Source organism: Hymenobacter sp. 15J16-1T3B (assembly GCF_020711235.1).
In the GTDB taxonomy this organism is placed as follows: Bacteria; Bacteroidota; Bacteroidia; order Cytophagales; family Hymenobacteraceae; genus Solirubrum.
In genome coordinates this window covers 1-16,685 of sequence record NZ_JAJFAV010000017.1, presented here as the reverse complement: position 1 = coordinate 16,685, position 16,685 = coordinate 1, and the positions used below count along the sequence as shown (strand labels likewise).

General features: G+C 64.5%; 10 protein-coding genes. 6 read left to right on the top strand and 4 right to left on the bottom strand.

Annotated features, from left to right (window positions below):
- Nucleotides 1-33: 33 nt before the first annotated feature.
- From carB to LJ737_RS22450, 3 genes are all read left to right on the top strand, one after another.
- Nucleotides 34-3,282: a carbamoyl-phosphate synthase (glutamine-hydrolyzing) large subunit gene (carB, locus tag LJ737_RS22460; protein ID WP_227769004.1), complete on the top strand. Its 3,249-nt coding sequence runs from the start codon at nucleotides 34-36 to the stop codon at nucleotides 3,280-3,282.
- Nucleotides 3,283-3,503: 221 nt separating this feature from the next.
- Nucleotides 3,504-4,130 (top strand): hypothetical protein, encoded by a 627-nt coding sequence (locus LJ737_RS22455; protein ID WP_227769003.1) that lies wholly within the window; start codon nucleotides 3,504-3,506, stop codon nucleotides 4,128-4,130.
- 31 nt (nucleotides 4,131-4,161) lie between these two features.
- Nucleotides 4,162-5,106, top strand: a complete 945-nt coding sequence (locus LJ737_RS22450; RefSeq protein WP_227769002.1) for an N-acetylornithine carbamoyltransferase — start codon at nucleotides 4,162-4,164, stop codon at nucleotides 5,104-5,106.
- Nucleotides 5,107-5,402: 296 nt separating this feature from the next.
- Here LJ737_RS22450 and LJ737_RS22445 read toward each other — a convergent pair whose 3' ends face one another.
- The 3 genes from LJ737_RS22445 to LJ737_RS22435 form a co-directional block, all read right to left on the bottom strand.
- Nucleotides 5,403-7,841 carry an ABC transporter permease gene (locus LJ737_RS22445; protein WP_227769001.1) on the bottom strand — a complete coding sequence of 813 codons (2,439 nt, stop codon included), beginning with the start codon at nucleotides 7,839-7,841 and terminating at the stop codon, nucleotides 5,403-5,405.
- A gap of 226 nt (nucleotides 7,842-8,067) precedes the next feature.
- Entirely contained in the window at nucleotides 8,068-8,745 is a 678-nt protein-coding gene (locus LJ737_RS22440; protein ID WP_227769000.1) for an ABC transporter ATP-binding protein, read from the bottom strand.
- Nucleotides 8,746-9,029: 284 nt separating this feature from the next.
- Entirely contained in the window at nucleotides 9,030-10,283 is a 1,254-nt protein-coding gene (locus LJ737_RS22435) for an efflux RND transporter periplasmic adaptor subunit (RefSeq protein WP_227768999.1), read from the bottom strand.
- A 480-nt stretch (nucleotides 10,284-10,763) separates the two neighbouring features.
- On the opposite strand from LJ737_RS22435, the gene LJ737_RS22430 reads away from it, so the two are divergent.
- The 3 genes from LJ737_RS22430 to LJ737_RS22420 all read left to right on the top strand — a co-directional run bounded on the left by LJ737_RS22430 (nucleotide 10,764) and on the right by LJ737_RS22420 (nucleotide 14,773).
- Complete coding sequence (locus LJ737_RS22430; protein ID WP_227768998.1) at nucleotides 10,764-12,116, top strand: sigma-54-dependent transcriptional regulator; 1,353 nt, start codon at nucleotides 10,764-10,766, stop codon at nucleotides 12,114-12,116.
- Entirely contained in the window at nucleotides 12,106-13,446 is a 1,341-nt protein-coding gene (locus tag LJ737_RS22425) for a sensor histidine kinase (RefSeq protein ID WP_227768997.1), read from the top strand. The genes LJ737_RS22430 and LJ737_RS22425 overlap by 11 nt, the downstream gene beginning before the upstream one ends.
- Before the next feature lie 199 nt (nucleotides 13,447-13,645).
- Nucleotides 13,646-14,773, top strand: coding sequence for a putative sensor domain DACNV-containing protein (locus tag LJ737_RS22420; protein ID WP_227768996.1), 1,128 nt, complete (start codon nucleotides 13,646-13,648; stop codon nucleotides 14,771-14,773).
- Between the two features lie 138 nt (nucleotides 14,774-14,911).
- On the opposite strand, the gene LJ737_RS22415 is transcribed toward LJ737_RS22420, so the two are convergent.
- Nucleotides 14,912-16,685 (bottom strand): T9SS type B sorting domain-containing protein (locus tag LJ737_RS22415; protein ID WP_227768995.1); only part of this gene is annotated, 1,774 nt, incomplete at its 5' end.

Genomic DNA, 16,685 nt, shown 5'->3' with positions numbered 1-16,685 from the left:
ACCCCGCGCGGGTTTGCTCCTCTAACTCCTAGAATGGAAAAACCACAGAAAGTTCTCATCCTCGGTTCCGGTGCCCTCAAAATCGGGGAGGCCGGTGAGTTCGATTACTCCGGTTCGCAGGCCCTCAAGGCGCTGAAAGAGGAAGGCATCCGCACCATCCTCATCAACCCCAACATTGCCACCGTGCAGACGTCGGACGACATTGCCGACGACGTGTACTTCCTGCCCGTGACGCCCTACTTCGTGGAGGAAGTCATCAAGAAAGAGCAGCCCGACGGCATCCTGGTGGCCTTCGGCGGCCAGACGGCCCTGAACTGCGCCGTGGCCCTGTACCGCGCCGGCGTGTTCGAGAAGTACCACGTGCGCGTGCTCGGCACGCCCGTGCAGAGCATCATCGACACCGAGGACCGCGACATCTTCAAGGAAAAGCTCGACCAGATCGGCGTGCTCACCGCCCGCAGCGAAGCCGTGACGACGATGGAAGACGCCTTGGCCGCGGCGGAGCGGATTGGCTTCCCCATCATCGTGCGTGCCGCCTTTGCGCTGGGCGGCCTGGGCAGCGGCTTCGCCAACAACATGGACGAGCTGCGCACCCTGGCCCAGAAATCCTTCTCGACCTCCGACCAGATTCTGGTGGAAGAGTCGCTGAAAGGCTGGAAAGAGGTGGAGTACGAGGTGGTGCGCGACCAGTTCGACAACTGCATCACCGTCTGCAACATGGAGAACTTCGACCCCATCGGTATCCACACCGGGGAGAGCATCGTGGTGGCCCCGTCGCAGACGCTGAGCAACCGCGAGTACCACAAGCTGCGCAGCATCGGCATCAAGACCATCCGCCACCTGGGCATCGTGGGCGAGTGCAACATTCAGTACGCCCTCGACCCGCACTCGGAGGAATACCGCGTGATTGAGGTGAATGCCCGCCTGTCGCGCTCCTCGGCCCTGGCTTCCAAGGCCACGGGCTACCCGCTGGCTTTCGTGGCCGCCAAGCTGAGCCTGGGCTACTCGCTGGCCGAGCTGAAAAACAGCGTGACGCAGACCACCTCGGCCTTTTTCGAGCCTTCCCTGGACTACCTGGTGGTGAAGCTGCCGCGCTGGGACTTGAGCAAGTTCTCGGGCGTGCAGCGCCAGATCGGCTCGGCCATGAAGAGCGTGGGCGAGGTTATGGCCATCGGCAAAACCTTCGAGGAGGCCGTGCAGAAGGGCCTGCGGATGCTCGATACCGGCCGGCGTGGCTTCGTGGCCAACAAGCCCGAGCCCATCGACCTCACGGACCTCGACCGGCTGCTGAGCGAGCCGAACGAGGAGCGCATCTTCGCCATCAACGAGGCCTTCCAGGCCGGCTACGACGTGGAGCGCGTGTACGAGCTGACGCGCATCGACCGGTGGTTTTTGCAGCGCCTCTACGGCATCTACCAGCTGGGCCAGCAGCTCGGCGAAAAGCGCCAGCAGGGCGGCCTCGATGCTCTCGACACCGAGCTGCTGCGCCAGGCCAAGAAATCGGGCTTCTCCGACCAGCAACTGGCCGTGCAGCTGCTCGGTCCGGCTGAGGTGAAGGCCAACGAAATGCTGGTGCGCGCCCGCCGCAAGGCCCTGGGCGTGGTGCCCGTGGTCAAGCAAATCGACACGCTGGCGGCCGAATTCCCGGCCCAGACCAACTACCTCTACCTGACCTACCACGGCACCGAAAACGACCTGGAGCCCGAAACCGACAAGTCGGTGGTGGTGCTGGGCTCGGGCGTGTACCGCATCGGCTCGTCGGTGGAGTTTGACTGGTGCGGCGTGAATGCGGCCCAGACGGTGAACGAGGAGGGCTACAAGTCCATCATCATCAACTACAACCCCGAAACCGTAAGCACCGACTACGACGTGTCGGACCGCCTGTACTTCGAGGAACTGTCGTACGAGCGGGTGATGGACATCCTGGACTTCGAGGCGCCGCAGGGCGTGATTCTGAGCACCGGCGGGCAGATTCCGAACAACATTGCCACCCGCCTCGAAGCCGCCGGCGCGCCCATTCTGGGCACCGCCGCTTCGCGCATCGACGAGGCCGAAAACCGCCACAAGTTCAGCAGCATCATGGACGAGCTGGGCATTGCCCAACCGCGCTGGAGCGAGCTGACCACCATGGAGGCCATCTACGACTTCGTAAAGCAGGTGGGCTTCCCGGTCCTGATCCGGCCGAGCTACGTGCTGTCGGGCGCGGCCATGAACGTGGTGTCGAACCCGCGGGAGCTGGAGGAGTACCTGAAGCTGGCCGCCGAGGTCAGCGCCGAGTACCCGGTGGTGGTGTCGCAGTTTATCCAGGATGCCAAGGAAATCGAGCTGGACGCGGTGGCCGACAAGGGCGAAATCGTGTCGTACGCCATTTCGGAGCACGTGGAGTTTGCCGGCGTACACTCCGGCGACGCCACCATGTACTACCCGCCGCAGCGCGTGTACGTGGGCACGGTGCGCAAGCTCAAGGTCATTGCCGAGAAGATTGCCAAGCGCTTCCAGATCAGCGGGCCGTTCAACATCCAGTTCCTGGAGAAAAACCGCGAAATCCGCGTCATCGAGTGCAACCTGCGCGCCTCGCGCTCCTTCCCGTTCGTGAGCAAGGTATCGGGCAACAACCTGATCAAGAAGGCCACGAAAGTGCTGCTCGGGCAGCACGTGGACCGCGACGCGAGCGAGTTGGTGTACGACCTGCCCTTCGTGGGCGTGAAGGCTTCGCAGTTCTCCTTTACCCGCCTGCAGGGCGCCGACCCGGTGCTGCGCGTGGACATGACCAGCACCGGCGAAGTGGGCTGCCTGGGCGACACGGCCGAGGAAGCGCTGCTGAAGTCCCTGCTGTCGGTGGGCTACCGGATTCCGGAGAAGACGGTGCTGATGTCCAGCGGTCCGCTCACGTCCAAAGTGGCCCTGCTGGAATCGGCCCAGGTGCTGGTGCAGCGCGGCTACACCATCTACGCCACGCACGGCACGCACAGCTTCTTCGCCGAAAACGGCGTGCCCAGCTCCCTGGTTTACTGGCCCGACGAGCTGCAGGAGCCCAACGCCCTGACTTACCTGCGCGAACGGAAAATCGACCTGGTCATCAACATTCCCAAGAACACGACCAAGGGCGAGCTGGACAACGACTACAAAATCCGCCGCACGGCCGTCGACTTCAACATCCCGCTCATCACCAACGCCCGCCTGGCCAAAGCCTTCATCCACGCCTTCACCACGCTGAAGCTGGAGGATCTGAGCATCAAGAGCTGGAAGGAGTTCAAGGCGCAAACCGAGCCGGTGCTGTAAGCACGTGTCAGCTGGTTAGAACGCATGGTTTCCGGGTGCCTTTCCAGTGGAAGTTGCCCGGAAACCATCGTTTCCGGGCAACTTTCCAGTAGGAGCCGACCTGAAGTCAGACCTTGACAAACAGAACGTCACGAAAAAGCCGTGATGCCGAGCTTGTCGAAGCATCTCGCGTGCTCAGCATCACGTTTTTGCGTTTATGATTTGGTTGCTACTGTATTATCATGGTTAAACAGTTTGCTAGTTGCCTCGTGCTTACCACCCTGGGTTTAAGCTCATGTAACATGAGTGATGATTACCACGAGCTAGGATCCGGCTATAGCTACGTTGGGGAAGGTGGCAATATGAATCACATCAGCGGTGGCAACGTCCTCGACAATACCGCTATTCACGGCAAGGTGACACGGTTCAACGTTGATGAAACGTTCATCATTGCTGAGCAGAAGCCGGATTACGAAGAGTATACATCAGCGGTAAGTACGGAGTTAGGAATCAACTACTACAAATACCACCAATACCTTACCGACTCGGTTAACTGGAAAAAAGACTGGTCAGCAGCAGACTTGCACGAGGTTAGGCGGTTTAAGCCGCTGTATGACGTGCTCAGTGGCCGAGGAGTGTCTTTTGATAACACGGAGTCGGATATGCTTAAGTGCACTGCCGTTGCCGATAGCCTGTTGAGAAACGAGCCGTACTACCGCAACATCTTCAAACGGCAGCGTAACTACTGGATTATCAACAAGCAAACTGGTAAAGGCTTAGGTCCTTATGATTTAGCTCAGTTTAGTCAGCAGTGCAAGCAATCAGGCATTAACCTCAAATTGGAAGCACACAACGTCGCCATAGATTGAGCTTGACGTCCTGAAACCCCGTAGACACCCCATGAAAAAATTCACCTCGTTCGCCGACGTACCGGACTACCGCGCCCTGCTGCAACAGGCGCTGGAGATTAAGCAGAACCCCTTCGGCTACCAGCACCTGGGCAAGAACAAGACCGTCGGGCTGATTTTCTTTAACCCCAGCCTGCGCACCCGCCTGAGCTCCATCAAGGCGGCCTACAACCTCGGGGCGCAAGCCTGGGTGCTCAACGCCGGCGCCGATTCCTGGACCCTGGAAATGGCCGACGGCGCGGTGATGAACGGCTCGACGCAGGAGCACATCAAGGAGGCTATTGCCGTGATGAGCCAGTACTGCGACGTGCTGGGCGTGCGCACCTTCCCCGGCCTCAAGGACCGCGACGAGGACTACAACGAGGTAGTCTTCAACAAGATTCTGCAGTACGCCACCGTGCCCGTCATCAGCCTGGAAAGCGCTACGCTGCACCCGCTGCAGAGCTTTGCCGACCTCATCACCGTGGCCGAAACCAAGCAGACCGAGCGCGTGAAAGTGGTCTTGACCTGGGCCCCGCACGTGCGCGCCCTGCCCCAGTGCGTGCCCAACTCCTTCGCCGACTGGTTCTCCGAGGTCGACTGGGTGGACTTCGTCATTACCCACCCCGAGGGCTACGAGCTAGCCCCGCAGTTCACCAAGGGCGCCCGCATCGAGTACGACCAGGCTAAAGCCCTGGAAGGCGCCGACTACGTGTACGCCAAAAACTGGAGCAGCTACCAGGACTACGGCAAGGTGCTAACCCAGGACCCGAGTTGGATGGTGGACGCGCGCCACATGGCCCTGACCAACAACGGCAAGTTCATCCACTGCCTGCCGGTGCGCCGCAACGTGGAAGTGGGCGACGCGGTGCTCGACTCGCCCAATTCCCTGGTCATTCAGGAAGCCGGCAACCGCGTGTTTTCTATGCAGACGGTGCTGCACGAGATGCTGAAGTAAAAGCCGGCAGGAAGAAGAACGGCGTCCGGCATCCGCTAGGCAAACCGTAGGACGACATAGCCAAGTGCCTGGCTCGTACGCCTCAACCTGTTCTGGCCGGGAGCCAACGTACGCCGGTCGAACAAAGAAGCGCGGCCATCAACGTGTCATAGCGTTGATGGCCGCGCCGTTGATGGATAAGCTAAAGCGCTGTGGTGTATTTGTCGAACACAAAAGGATACACCACAACATGAGGCGTGGAATTGTGGTGTATTCGTCAAAAACGAAAAATACTCCACAAGCCGCCGTGCCCCGGCTTACTCCGTGCGCAGGCTCTTCACCGGGTTGGCGCGGGCCACGCTTACCGTTTGCGACACGATGGTGGCCAGGGCCACGCCGGCGGCGGCCAGACCCGCCAGCGGGAACACCCACCAGGGCATATCGATGCGGTAGGCGAAGTCCTGCAGCCAACGGTGCATGGCGTACCAGGCCAGCGGGAAAGCCAGCAGCGCCGCTACCAGCACGAGTTTCATAAAGTCGCTGGAGAGCAGCATGACGATGGTGGAGGTGCTGGCCCCGAGCACCTTGCGGATGCCAATTTCCTTCACGCGCTGGGTGATGGCGAAGGACGACAGCCCGAACAAGCCCAGGCAGGCAATGAGAATGGCAATGCCGGCGAAGATGCTGAACAGCAAGGTCTGGCGCTGCTCGGCCTGGTAGAGCTTGGCGTAGCTCTCGTCGAGGAAAGTGTAGGTGAAGGGCTGGTCGGGTAGAAACTGCTTCCAGGTGCGCTCCAGGTGCTGCAGCGCGGTCGGCACGTCGGCCCCCGCCAGCTTCACCGACAAATCGTTGTAGGAGGCCCGCGAGGTAACCGTGCTCAAAAACATCACCATGGGCACGATGGGTTGGTGCAAGGACTCGAAGTGGTAATCGTTCGTCACGCCCAGCACCCGGCCCCGCACCCCGCCGTAGCGAAACTCCTGGCCCACGGCCTCGGCCGGCGACTTCCACCCGATCGTGCGCACGGCGGTGGCATTCAGGATAAAGCCCATGGTATCGGTGGGAAAGGCTTTAGGGTCGAAGTTGCGCCCGGCGGCCAGCCGGATGCCGTAGGTTGGCAGGAAATACTCGTCGATGCTGAGGTACTTCACGTCGGCCGAGGTGGGCCGCAGCGAGTCGCCCACGGCCGCCGCGGCGTCGCTGGCGTCGAGAAGGCGGCCCGTCGGGATGCGCGAGGACCGTCCCAGCGCCTGCACGCCGGCTTGCTGCTGCAGGGCGTGGCGGAAGGCTTCGTACTGCGGGGTCAGGCTCGGCGGGTAGGCCAGCGTGACAATCTGCTCCCGCTCATAGCCCAGCGGGGCCTGCTGCAGGTAGCGCAGCTGCAGGGCCACCACGGCGGTGCTCACCAGCAGCCCGATGGACACCACGAACTGCACCACCACCAGCACCCGCCGGAAGGCCAGCCCGCCGCTGACCTTGAGGAAGCCCTTCAAGATCTGCTGGGGCTGGAATGAGGACATGAACAGGGCCGGGTACAGCCCCGACACCACGCCCACCACCAGCGGCAGCACCAGCAAAGCCAGCAGCACCGGCGGCTGCCACAGCAGCTGCGAGGGCAAGGCCGTGCCCGCGAGCCGGCTCAGCCAGGGCAGGGCCAGCACCGTGCAGCCTACCGCCAGCACCGTGGCCACAGCCGTAATCAGCACCGACTCGCCCAGAAATTGCAGGATGATTTCGGAGCGCTGGGCGCCCACCACCTTGCGCACGCCCACTTCCTTGGCGCGCAGCGCGGCCCGGGCGGTACTCAGGTTCATGTAGTTGATGCAGGCAATCAGCAGCACAAACAGGGCAATGATGCCGAAGATGTAGACGCGGTTGATGTCGCCGTTGGCCTCGATTTCGTCGGCGCGGTTGGAGTGCAGGTGAATGTCGGTGAGGCGCTGCAGGGCCAGGCTAGTGGTTTTGGAGGGCCGCTCGTAGGAAGTGGCCCGCTTGCCCTGGGGCTTGTGCCGGTCGAGAAAAGCCGGAAACTGGGCTTCCAGCTGGGCCGGGTCGTAGCCGGCCGGCAGCTGGATGTAGGTGCGGAAGGCGTTGTTGCTCCAGCTGGTGCGCAGGTTTCGCTCCCCGTAGATGGTCGAGTCGTTCAGGGTGCTGAAGGAGACGAGTACGGCCGGGTGCAGGTGGGCATTTTCGGGCAGGCCCTGGTACACGCCCACCACCTTGCAAAGGATGCCCGCGTCGATTTTTAGCTCCTGGTTGACGGGGTTGTCGTTGCCGAAGTACTTGCGGGCTGTGCGCTGCTCCAGCAGCACGGCCCGCGGCTCCTGCAGGGCCGTGCGGGCGTCGCCGCTCAGCATGCGAATACCGAACATGGGCAGGAAGCTCGGCTCGGCAAAGGCCAGGCTGTCCTCGGTCAGAATCTGCTCCCCGTGCCGCACCACGATGGGCCCGCTGAAGAGCAGGCGCGTCATCTGCTTGATCTGCGGGAAGTCGCTCTGCAGCAGCGGGCCGATGGGCGGGGCCACCGAGCTGAGCTCCAGCGTGGTAGCCCCGTCGGGGGTGTAGAAGTCGCGGGTGACGCGGTAGATGCGCTCGGCCTCGGGCACGCGGCGGTCGTAGCTGGTTTCGTGCAGGATGTAGGCCAGAATCAGCAGGCAGCAGGTCAGCCCCGTGGTCAGGCCGAAGAGGTTGATGCCGGATATCAGCTTGTGCTTAAGCAGATTCCGCACGGTGACGGTGAGGTAATGACGGAGCATGGCGGTTGGAGAAAGGAGGGAAGCTTGTTATCAGGTAGCTCAGAAAGGGCAGGGGCGCGGAGGGCGTGGTAGATGACGTTGTTTGTCAGCCCGTCATGTCGAGCGCAGTCGAGACATCTCGCTGAATAGTAATTCCCCTATTGAGTTTACTATCTGGCATCAGCACGCGAGATGTCTCGACAAGCTCGACATGACGTTCTTCTTAGGGCGTCGGGGCGCAGCCAGGCTACGTCAGGATGTTCTCCGTCACCGTCTGCCCGTCGAGCATGCGCACGATGCGGTGGCTGTAGCGCGCGTCGTGCTCGGAGTGGGTGACCATGATGATGGTGGTGCCCTGCTCGTTCAGCTCCGAAAGCAGGTCCATTACCTCGTTGCCGTTGGAGGAGTCGAGGTTGCCGGTGGGTTCGTCGGCCAGGATGAGGCGGGGGCGGTTCACCACGGCCCGGGCCACGGCCACGCGCTGCTGCTGCCCGCCCGAAAGCTGCTGGGGGTAGTGGTTGCGGCGGTGCATGATGCGCATTTTGTCAAGCACTTCCTCCACGCGCTGCTTGCGCTCCGCGGCGGGCACGCCGGTGTACACCAGCGGCAGCTCCACGTTTTCGTACACGGTCAGCTCGTCGATGAGGTTAAAGCTCTGGAACACGAAGCCGATGGCGTGCTTGCGCAGCTCGGCCCGGCGCCGCTCGGAGTAGCCCACGGTTTCCTTGCCGTCGAAGACGAAGGAGCCCGCGTCGGGGTCGTCGAGCAGGCCCAGGATGTTGAGCAGCGTCGATTTGCCGCAGCCCGAGGGGCCCATCACGGCCACGAACTCGCCTTCCTGCACCTCCAGGTTCAGCTCGTGCAGCACCGTGGTTTCCACGTCCTCGGTGCGGTAGGTTTTTTCCAGGTTGGTAATCTTGATCATCGGAATAGGGAGAAAAGGCGGGTTGAGAGAAGAAAAGGAGGGAGGGCGTCGAAGCAGCACCGCCGGGTAAGGCCGGAACCACTCATTCACCACAACTCGTAGCTGCGTCGCTGCCGGCAGCACCGCTTCGGCGCCCTCCTTGGTTTCGGGGTATGATTGAAAAAAGGCCGTCATCCTGAGCAGAGCGAAGAACCTTCTCACGCCAAGGCTGGTGTCGGTCTTTCTTCGGTGGTAAGGTCCTTCGCTCTGCTCAGGATGACAGGTGTGTTTAGGCAGTTCTGACCCTACTTACCCAGCACCAGCTCCTGCATGGTGCCGTAGGTGTCGTAGCCGGAGGTAATGACCCGGTCGCCGGGCTGCAGGCCGCCGAGCACTTCGTAGTAGTCGGGGTTTTGGCGGCCCAGGCGCACGTCGGCGCGGTAGGCGCGGCGGCCGTCGGGGGTGAGCTTGTAGACCCAGGCGCCGCCGGTTTGCTGGTAGAAGCCACCCTTGGCCAGCAGCAGGGCCCGGGTTTCGTCGCCCAATGTCAGCCGAATCTGCAAGGTCTGCCCGCGGCGGATGGCCTTGGGCACGGCTTCGGGAAACACCATGTCGACCTGGAAGCGGCCCTGCGCGACCTGGGTGTACACCTTGCGAATTTGCAGCGGGTACTCGCGGCCGCTCACGGTGCAGGTGCCGCGCAGCCCGGGGAAGATGCGGGTGATGTAGTGCTCGTCGATGTCGGCGCGCACCTTGTGGCCGGTGGCCGCGTCGAGCTGGCCCAGGCGGGCGCCCTTGTTGATGTTTTGCCCGATTTCGGCGTCGAGCGAGGTCAGCTGCCCGTCGATGGGGGCGCGCACGATCAGGTCGCCCACTTTGCGGCGCATCAGCGTCAACGCGTTCTGCATGCGGGCGTAGGAGCGGGCGGCCTGGGTGGTTTCCTGGCGGGTGGCTGAGGAATCCTGGTGGAGCATGGTGCGGCTCAGGCGGCGGCGGCGGGTCTGGTAGTGGTAGGCGTTTTCGGCCTGCTTGTAGTCCTGCAGAGCAATGACTTTCTGCTCGTATAGGGTTTTTTGCAGCTTAAACACCCGCTCGGCCTCTTGGTAGGCGTTGTCGGCGTCGGCCAGCTGGTTGAGGCGGGCGTTGGTATTCTGTTGGGCCGCGTTGCGCGACATCTGCATCTGGGTGAACAAATTCAGCACGGCCGTTTCCTGGTTCACCAGGCTCAGCTCCAGGTCGGCGTTGGAGAGGCGCAGCACCGGCTGGCCCTTCTTCATCAGGGCACCGTCCTCCACGTATTTTTCCTCCACCCGGCCGCCTTCCAGCGCGTCGAGGTAGATGGTGGTTTCGGGCAAGACCACGCCGCTGACGGGGATAAACTCCTGGAAGCTACCCTGCCGCACCTCGCTCACTGTCACCCGCGCCGGGTCCACATTGAGCTGGCTGGGGCCGGCACCGTAGTAGTAGCCGCCCACGGCCAGCAGCCCGAGCAGGGGCAGGCCGCCGGTCAGCAGCACTTTGCGGGTTGTCCATTTCTTGGGGGTAATAGCGCGGTCCACGGCGGCAGATTTTTTTTGCGTCGGGCCGAAAAATTTTCAGCCGGTTTCTCCTGGTGTGGCGCCATAGCCGTGCCGAAAATGCAAAACGCTTGTTTTCAAAGTATTGCTAAATAGCCGTTTCCGAACAGTGTTCGGTTTTGATACAATCGGTGTGCGGCACTGATACAGTTGGCCGCCCGGTGGCATTATTGCCGGAGCGGGCTGGATTGGGGGCAGCGGCGGCAGGACTTGATTTTGCCCCGAAAATTTAGCGTGCTTTGTCGGGGCGGGCCAATTTTTGAGGCGGCACGGCGGCCGTGGCTGCGTCCGCTGATAGACCTTGTCAGCGGCCGCAGCCTGGTTATCAGGTCGAAACCTGTCCATTGATTGCCGCACAGGCCGCTGCCGTCTCGCGTTGGGCGCTACTCCACGAGAGGCGTAGTCGACGCGGATGTGCCCGACGTCCTGCCTGCCGCCGCCCCCGCTCTCACTACCTCCGCTATGAACCTGCGCGCCGCTTCCGTCTTAGTCCTCGATGACGACCCCGACATCCTGACGGCGGTGCGCCTGCTGCTCAAGACGCAGGTGCGCGAGGTGACGGTGGAGCGCCGCCCCGAAGCCCTGCCCAGCCTGCTGACCGCCCGCTCGTTCGACGTGATTCTGCTCGACATGAACTACCACAGCGCCGTCAACACCGGCAACGAGGGGTTTTTCTGGCTCAAGCGCATCAAGGAGCTGCGCCCGGCGGCGGCCGTCATTATGATTACCGCCTACGCCGACATCGAACTGGCCGTGCGCGCCCTCAAGGAAGGCGCCGCCGACTTCGTGGTGAAGCCCTGGCACAACGACAAGCTGCTCGACACGCTCACCGAGGCGCTGCGCCCCGCCGGTGCCCCGGCAGCGGCCACAGCGGGCCGGGCTCCAGCCGACCCCGATCTGCTGGGCTCGTCGGCGGCCATGCAGCAGATATTACGCACCCTCGAAAAGGTGGCCCCGACCGACGCCAACGTGCTGATCCTCGGCGAAAACGGCACCGGCAAGGATTTGGTGGCCCAGGCTGTGCACCGCGCCTCGCGCCGCGCCGCCGGGCCCTTCGTGAAAGTCGACGCCGGCGCGCTGACGCCTTCGTTGTTTGAGTCGGAGCTGTTTGGCCACAAGAAGGGCGCCTTCACCGACGCCCGCGAAGACCGGGCCGGCCGCTTCGAAGCCGCCCACGGCGGGACCTTGTTTCTCGACGAAATCGGCAACCTGGGCCTGGCCCAGCAGGCCAAGCTGCTTACCGCCCTGCAAAACCGGCAGGTCACGCGCCTGGGCTCGAATCAGCCCATTCCGGTGGATATCCGCCTGATCTGCGCCACCAACGTGCCGCTGAGCGAGCTGGCCGACGAGCGGCGCTTTCGCAAGGATTTGCTCTACCGCATCAACACCGTGGAGCTGCTGGTGCCGCCGCTGCGCAGCCGCCCCGCCGACATTGCCGTGCTGGCCCGGCACTTCGCGGGGCAGTACGCGGCCAAGTACCACCGGCCCGCGCCCAGCCTGAGCCCGGCGGCCCTGCGCAAGCTGGAGCAGTACGCCTGGCCCGGCAACGTGCGCGAGCTGCAATACACCATCGAGCGGGCCGTCATCATGGCCGATGCGCCCGAGCTGCAGGCCGAGGACCTGCACTTTTCGCAGCTGGAGCCGGCTGCGTCAGCCGGAGTGGAAACGCCGGACAACCTCACCCTCAGCGCCGTGGAGCGCAACGCCATTTTGCGCGTCATCGAAAAGCACGGCGGCAACATCACCCGGGCGGCCCAAGAGCTGGGCCTGACGCGCACGGCCCTCTACCGCCGCCTCAACAAGCATGCGCTCTAGCTACCGCCTGCGCCTGGCCGCCACCGTGCTGCTGCTGGCCGCGTCGCTGGGCGCGGCGGCCTGGCTGCAGCTGCAGGGGCGCGGCCCCTGGGCGCTGCTGGCCCTGCTGCCCGCGCTCGGGGCCGTCCTCGACTTATACCGCGGCCACGCCGCCGTGCACCGCGAGCTGCAAGACTTTACCGAAGCCGTGCGCTACCGCGACTTTTCGCGGCAGTACGGGCGGCGCAGCGGCCGGCCCGAGCAGCAGCTGTTGCACCAGAGCTTTCAGGAAATCAACGCGGCGTTTCGCAGCATCAGCCGGGAAAAGGAAACGCAGTACCAGCACCTGCAGAGCATCTTGGAGCTGATCCAGACCGGCATTGTGTCCTTCGAGCCGGCTACGGGCGCGGTGTGGTGGCTCAACGACGCCCTGAAAGACATGCTGCGCCTGCCCCACCTGAAGAACCTCAGCGGCTTGGCCCGGCGCTACCCTGCCCTGGCCGCCCAGCTGGCCGCGCTGCGCCCCGGCCCGCCGCAGGTCGCCGCCGTGACGGTGGGCAGCGGCACCTTGCGCCTGCTGCTGGCCGCCAGCGTGTTTCAGGCCGAGGGCCGGCAGTACAAACTGGTGGCGCTGCACAGCGTGGGCGACACCCTCGACGAAACCGAGGCCGACGCCTGGCAGAAGCTGCTGCGGGTATTGACGCACGAAATCATGAATTCGGTGGCGCCCATTGCTTCCCTGGCCGAAACCCTGCAGCAGCGCCTGCGCACCGCCGACCCCGCCGACCCAGAGCTGCGCGAGGACCTGGAGCTGGGCATCGAAACCATCAAGCGCCGCAGCGACGGGTTGCTGCAGTTTTCGACTACCTACCGCAGCCTGAGCAAAATCAGCGCGCCCAACCGCCAGCCGCTGCCCGCCTACGAGCTGCTGGAAACCGTGCACCACTTGCTGCTACCCAAGCTGCAGGAGCGCGGCATTGCCCTGGACCTCGTGCTGCCCGACCCGCAGCTGCGCTTGCAGGCCGACCGCGTCTTGCTCGAGCAAGTGCTCATCAACTTGGTCCTCAACGCGGTGGATGCGCTGGCCGGCCGGCCCGCGCCGCGCATCACGCTCACCGCTACGGCCGCCGACGCCGGCCGGGCCGTGCTCAGCGTGGCCGACAACGGCGCCGGCATGGACGAAGAGACGCAGGAGCAAGTATTCGTGCCCTTTTTCACCACCAAGAAAAACGGCAGCGGCATCGGATTGAGCCTCTGCAAGCAAATCATGCTGCTGCACAAAGGCGGTATTCAGCTGCGCTCCACGCCAGGCGTGGGCTCGGTGTTTACCCTCACGCTGGGGCCCGGGTAAGCGCGCCGCGGGCTAGTTGGGCCGCCGGTTTCGTCGACGGAAGCGGGCCGCCGGCCCCGCCCGGCCAACAAGGGCGGCCCCGCCCGGCCGCGAAGCAAACAGTCGGAGCCACCGGCGGTTGATGTGGCAGCCCACCCGTCACTATTTCGCCTGCTCGTCGTAGGTTGCGCCCGTGCTCCAAGTCGCCCCCGTCCCCGCCATGCTCTCCGAACCGACCTACCTGGCCGCCCGCATGGCGGCGCCCACCATCGAGCGGCACTTCGCCGACCACCGCCTGCTGGCTACGGCCGCGCAACGGGCCTTGCTGGCCGCGCCGCCCGAAGCCGCCGTTATCGAAGCCGTCATCGACGTGACGTTTTGGGCCAGTCTGCGGCGGGAGGAGGGGCACCCGCCCAAAATCACCCTCGCCCTGCTGCCGCCCGAGCAGGCCTCGCAGCCGCTGGTGTTTGGGCAGCGCAAGCGCCTCACCCCGCAAAGCCTCATCAAGCTGGCCCCGGCCGTGGAGCAGCCCGGTATTCACCTGGGCGTGTGGTACGATGCCGAGGGGCTGCACGTGTGGGGCACCGTCACCGAGCTGCCCCCGCTGTGCTTCGTGCTCGAAGTCATCGAGCCGGGCCTGCTGGTGGTGAAGCACCCGCGCGTCGACGGCTTCGGCAAGTTTGTGAACGTGGCCATTCTGCGCGGCGACCAGCTGCAGGTCGTCGATGCCGACAACCACGGCGTGGCCGATTGCCAGGCGCTGCGCCGCTTTTTGCCCGGCAGCGGCCTGCCCGGCCACGAGGCCGACGAGGTGCTGGTGGAGCTGGCCGCCACCATGCGCGCCCACGGCCGCGGCGGGCTGGTGCTGGTGGTGCCCGAGGCCGCCGGGCAGTGGCAGGCGTCCATCGTGCAGCCTATGTCGTACCCCGTCACGCCCGCCTACGAGGGCATTGCCCACGTGCTGGCTCAGCGCCACGACGACCCCGACTGGCCCCGCGACCTGCGGCGCGCCATCGGCATCGTGGGTGGCTTTACCTCCGTCGACGGGGCCACGGTCATCACCCAGGACTACCAGTTGCTGGCCTTTGGGGCGAAGGTGGCGCGGGCCAAGGGCAGCGGCGCGGTGGAGGAAATGATGATAACCGAGCCGGTAGTAGGCAGCACGGCCCGCCGCTTGCACCCGGCCCAGAACGGCGGCACGCGCCACCTGGCCGCCGCCCAGTTCGTGCACGACCAGCGCGAGGCGCTAGCCTTAGTGGCCTCGCAGGACGGCTTTTTCACCGTCTTCGCCTGGTCGCCGAAATACAACATGGTGCACGCCCACCGCATCGACGTGCTGCTGCTCTGAGGCGGCGTTACTGGTTCGCGTGGCCCCAACCAAGCCGGGGCCGGCAAACTGCAGCAGCTCCTGCAACCTTACCTATTCCCCACAAAAAAGCCCGGTCGCAAATAGCGACCGGGCTTTTTTGTGGGGAATAGGTAACGGTTAGCGCCCAATGACTTCTACCCACCCTTTAAAAGTCTGGCGGGTGCGGGCCTGATCGGCAAATTCCACTTCCACGAGGTAGTAGTAGGTGCCGGCGGTGGCCTTGGCGCCGGCGTCGCGGCCGCCGTTGTCCGGGCTGCTGGTGCCGCCGCCGTCCCACAGCTGCAGGTCCGGGCTGGCGGTGCCTTCGTACACCTTGGCCCCCCAGCGGTTAAAGATTTTCACCTTGGCCTGGGTTACCGGGCTGGCGAAGATGGGGCGGAAGGTGTCGTTCTGCTGGTCGTTGTTGGGTGAGAAGATGTTGGGCAGCACGAAGATGCGGCAGTTGTCGCTGGTCACGATGTTGCTGCTGGCCGTGGTGCCCTGCCCGTCAACGGCCAGGATGCGGTAGCAGCCGGCAGCCGAGGTCAGGTTGGTGTGGGCGTAGGTAAACGTGGTCGTGGTGGCGGAGCCGGGTACGCGGCCGATTTCCCGGAAAGCCGTGCTGTCGCACACCGGGCTGTAGAGCACGCGGTACTCCACGATGTCGGGCGAGCAGCCGGCGGGCTGGTTGCTCAGCGTCCAGCTCAGGTTATTGGTGAAGGTGAGCGGGCGGGGTAGGGGCGAGGGAAACTGCCGGGCCAGCTCGGCCAGCCGGTCGCAGTCGGGCCCTTCCAGGGTGAGCACCGGGCGGCAGGGCCGCGGCGCCAGCAGCACGCACAGCTCCTGGCTGCGGTTGACGAGGTTCTGCGGCTGGCGCGGCGAATCGTAGTTGCCCACGGTTTCCACGTAGTAGCAGTAGGTCTGGTTCAGGCGCAGGACCGGGTCGTTGTCGAGGTACGAGCCCTCGGTGCGGTTGCCGGCGGCCGTGCTGCTGATGAGCGTGAAGGTGGTGCTGTTCGGGTTCTTGCGGTACACGCGCGTGACGTTGCCGCTGTTGTTCCAGGGCACGTTGTATTTCCACGTCACGCTGATGGTGGGCGCTACGCCGGGGTTGGCCACGGCGTTGAGGCGCACGGAGCTGGCCGGGGCGGTTTGCTCCAGCACCTCGGGCGTGCCGCGGAAAAAGTCCACGCGGTAGGTGTAGGTTTTGTCGCGCGTGTTCAGGTTGGTGTCCACGTGCACCGTGTCGCTCAGGCTGGTGGCCGTGCGCACCAAGGTAAATTGGGCGGCGGTCGGGTTTGGCACCTCGGCGCGGTAGAGGCGGTAGCCGCGCGGGGCGGGGAAAGCGGCGGCCGGGGCCGGGGCGGTCCAGCGCACGGTGAGCTGGCCGGTGGCCGCGTCGGTGCGGTCCACCGTCACGTGGGTGAGCAGCGTGGCGCGGCCCTGCATGTCCAGGCAGGCCTCCTGCGAGGCGATGCTGGCCCCGCCGGCGGGCCGCGGGAACTCGGCGTAGAGGCGGTAGCAGTAGGTCTTGCCCCGCTCCAGCCCGCGCCCGCCGTTCGTGTCGGTGAAGGTCTGCAGGTTGGCCGCCACCTCCCCGATCTGCTGGTAGCCCGCGCCGGCCGGGATGCCCGTCTCGCAGGCGCCCGGGCTCCACGTGGCGCGGTTTTCCTTGCGGAAGACGAGCAGGCGCGTCGCGTTCTGGCACTGGTACCGGTCCCAGGTGAGCACGGCCTGCGCCCCGCTGGCCACGGCGCGCAGGTTGGTCGGCGGCGGGCCCACCACCGTGATGCGCCACGGCCGCTGGTCGATGAGCACTTGGCCCGAAGCGGGCAGGTCTTCCACCTTGAAGACGACCTGCTGCGGGTCCGAGGCCACGTCCGCGCACTCGGTGGCCCAGGTGAAGCGCCCC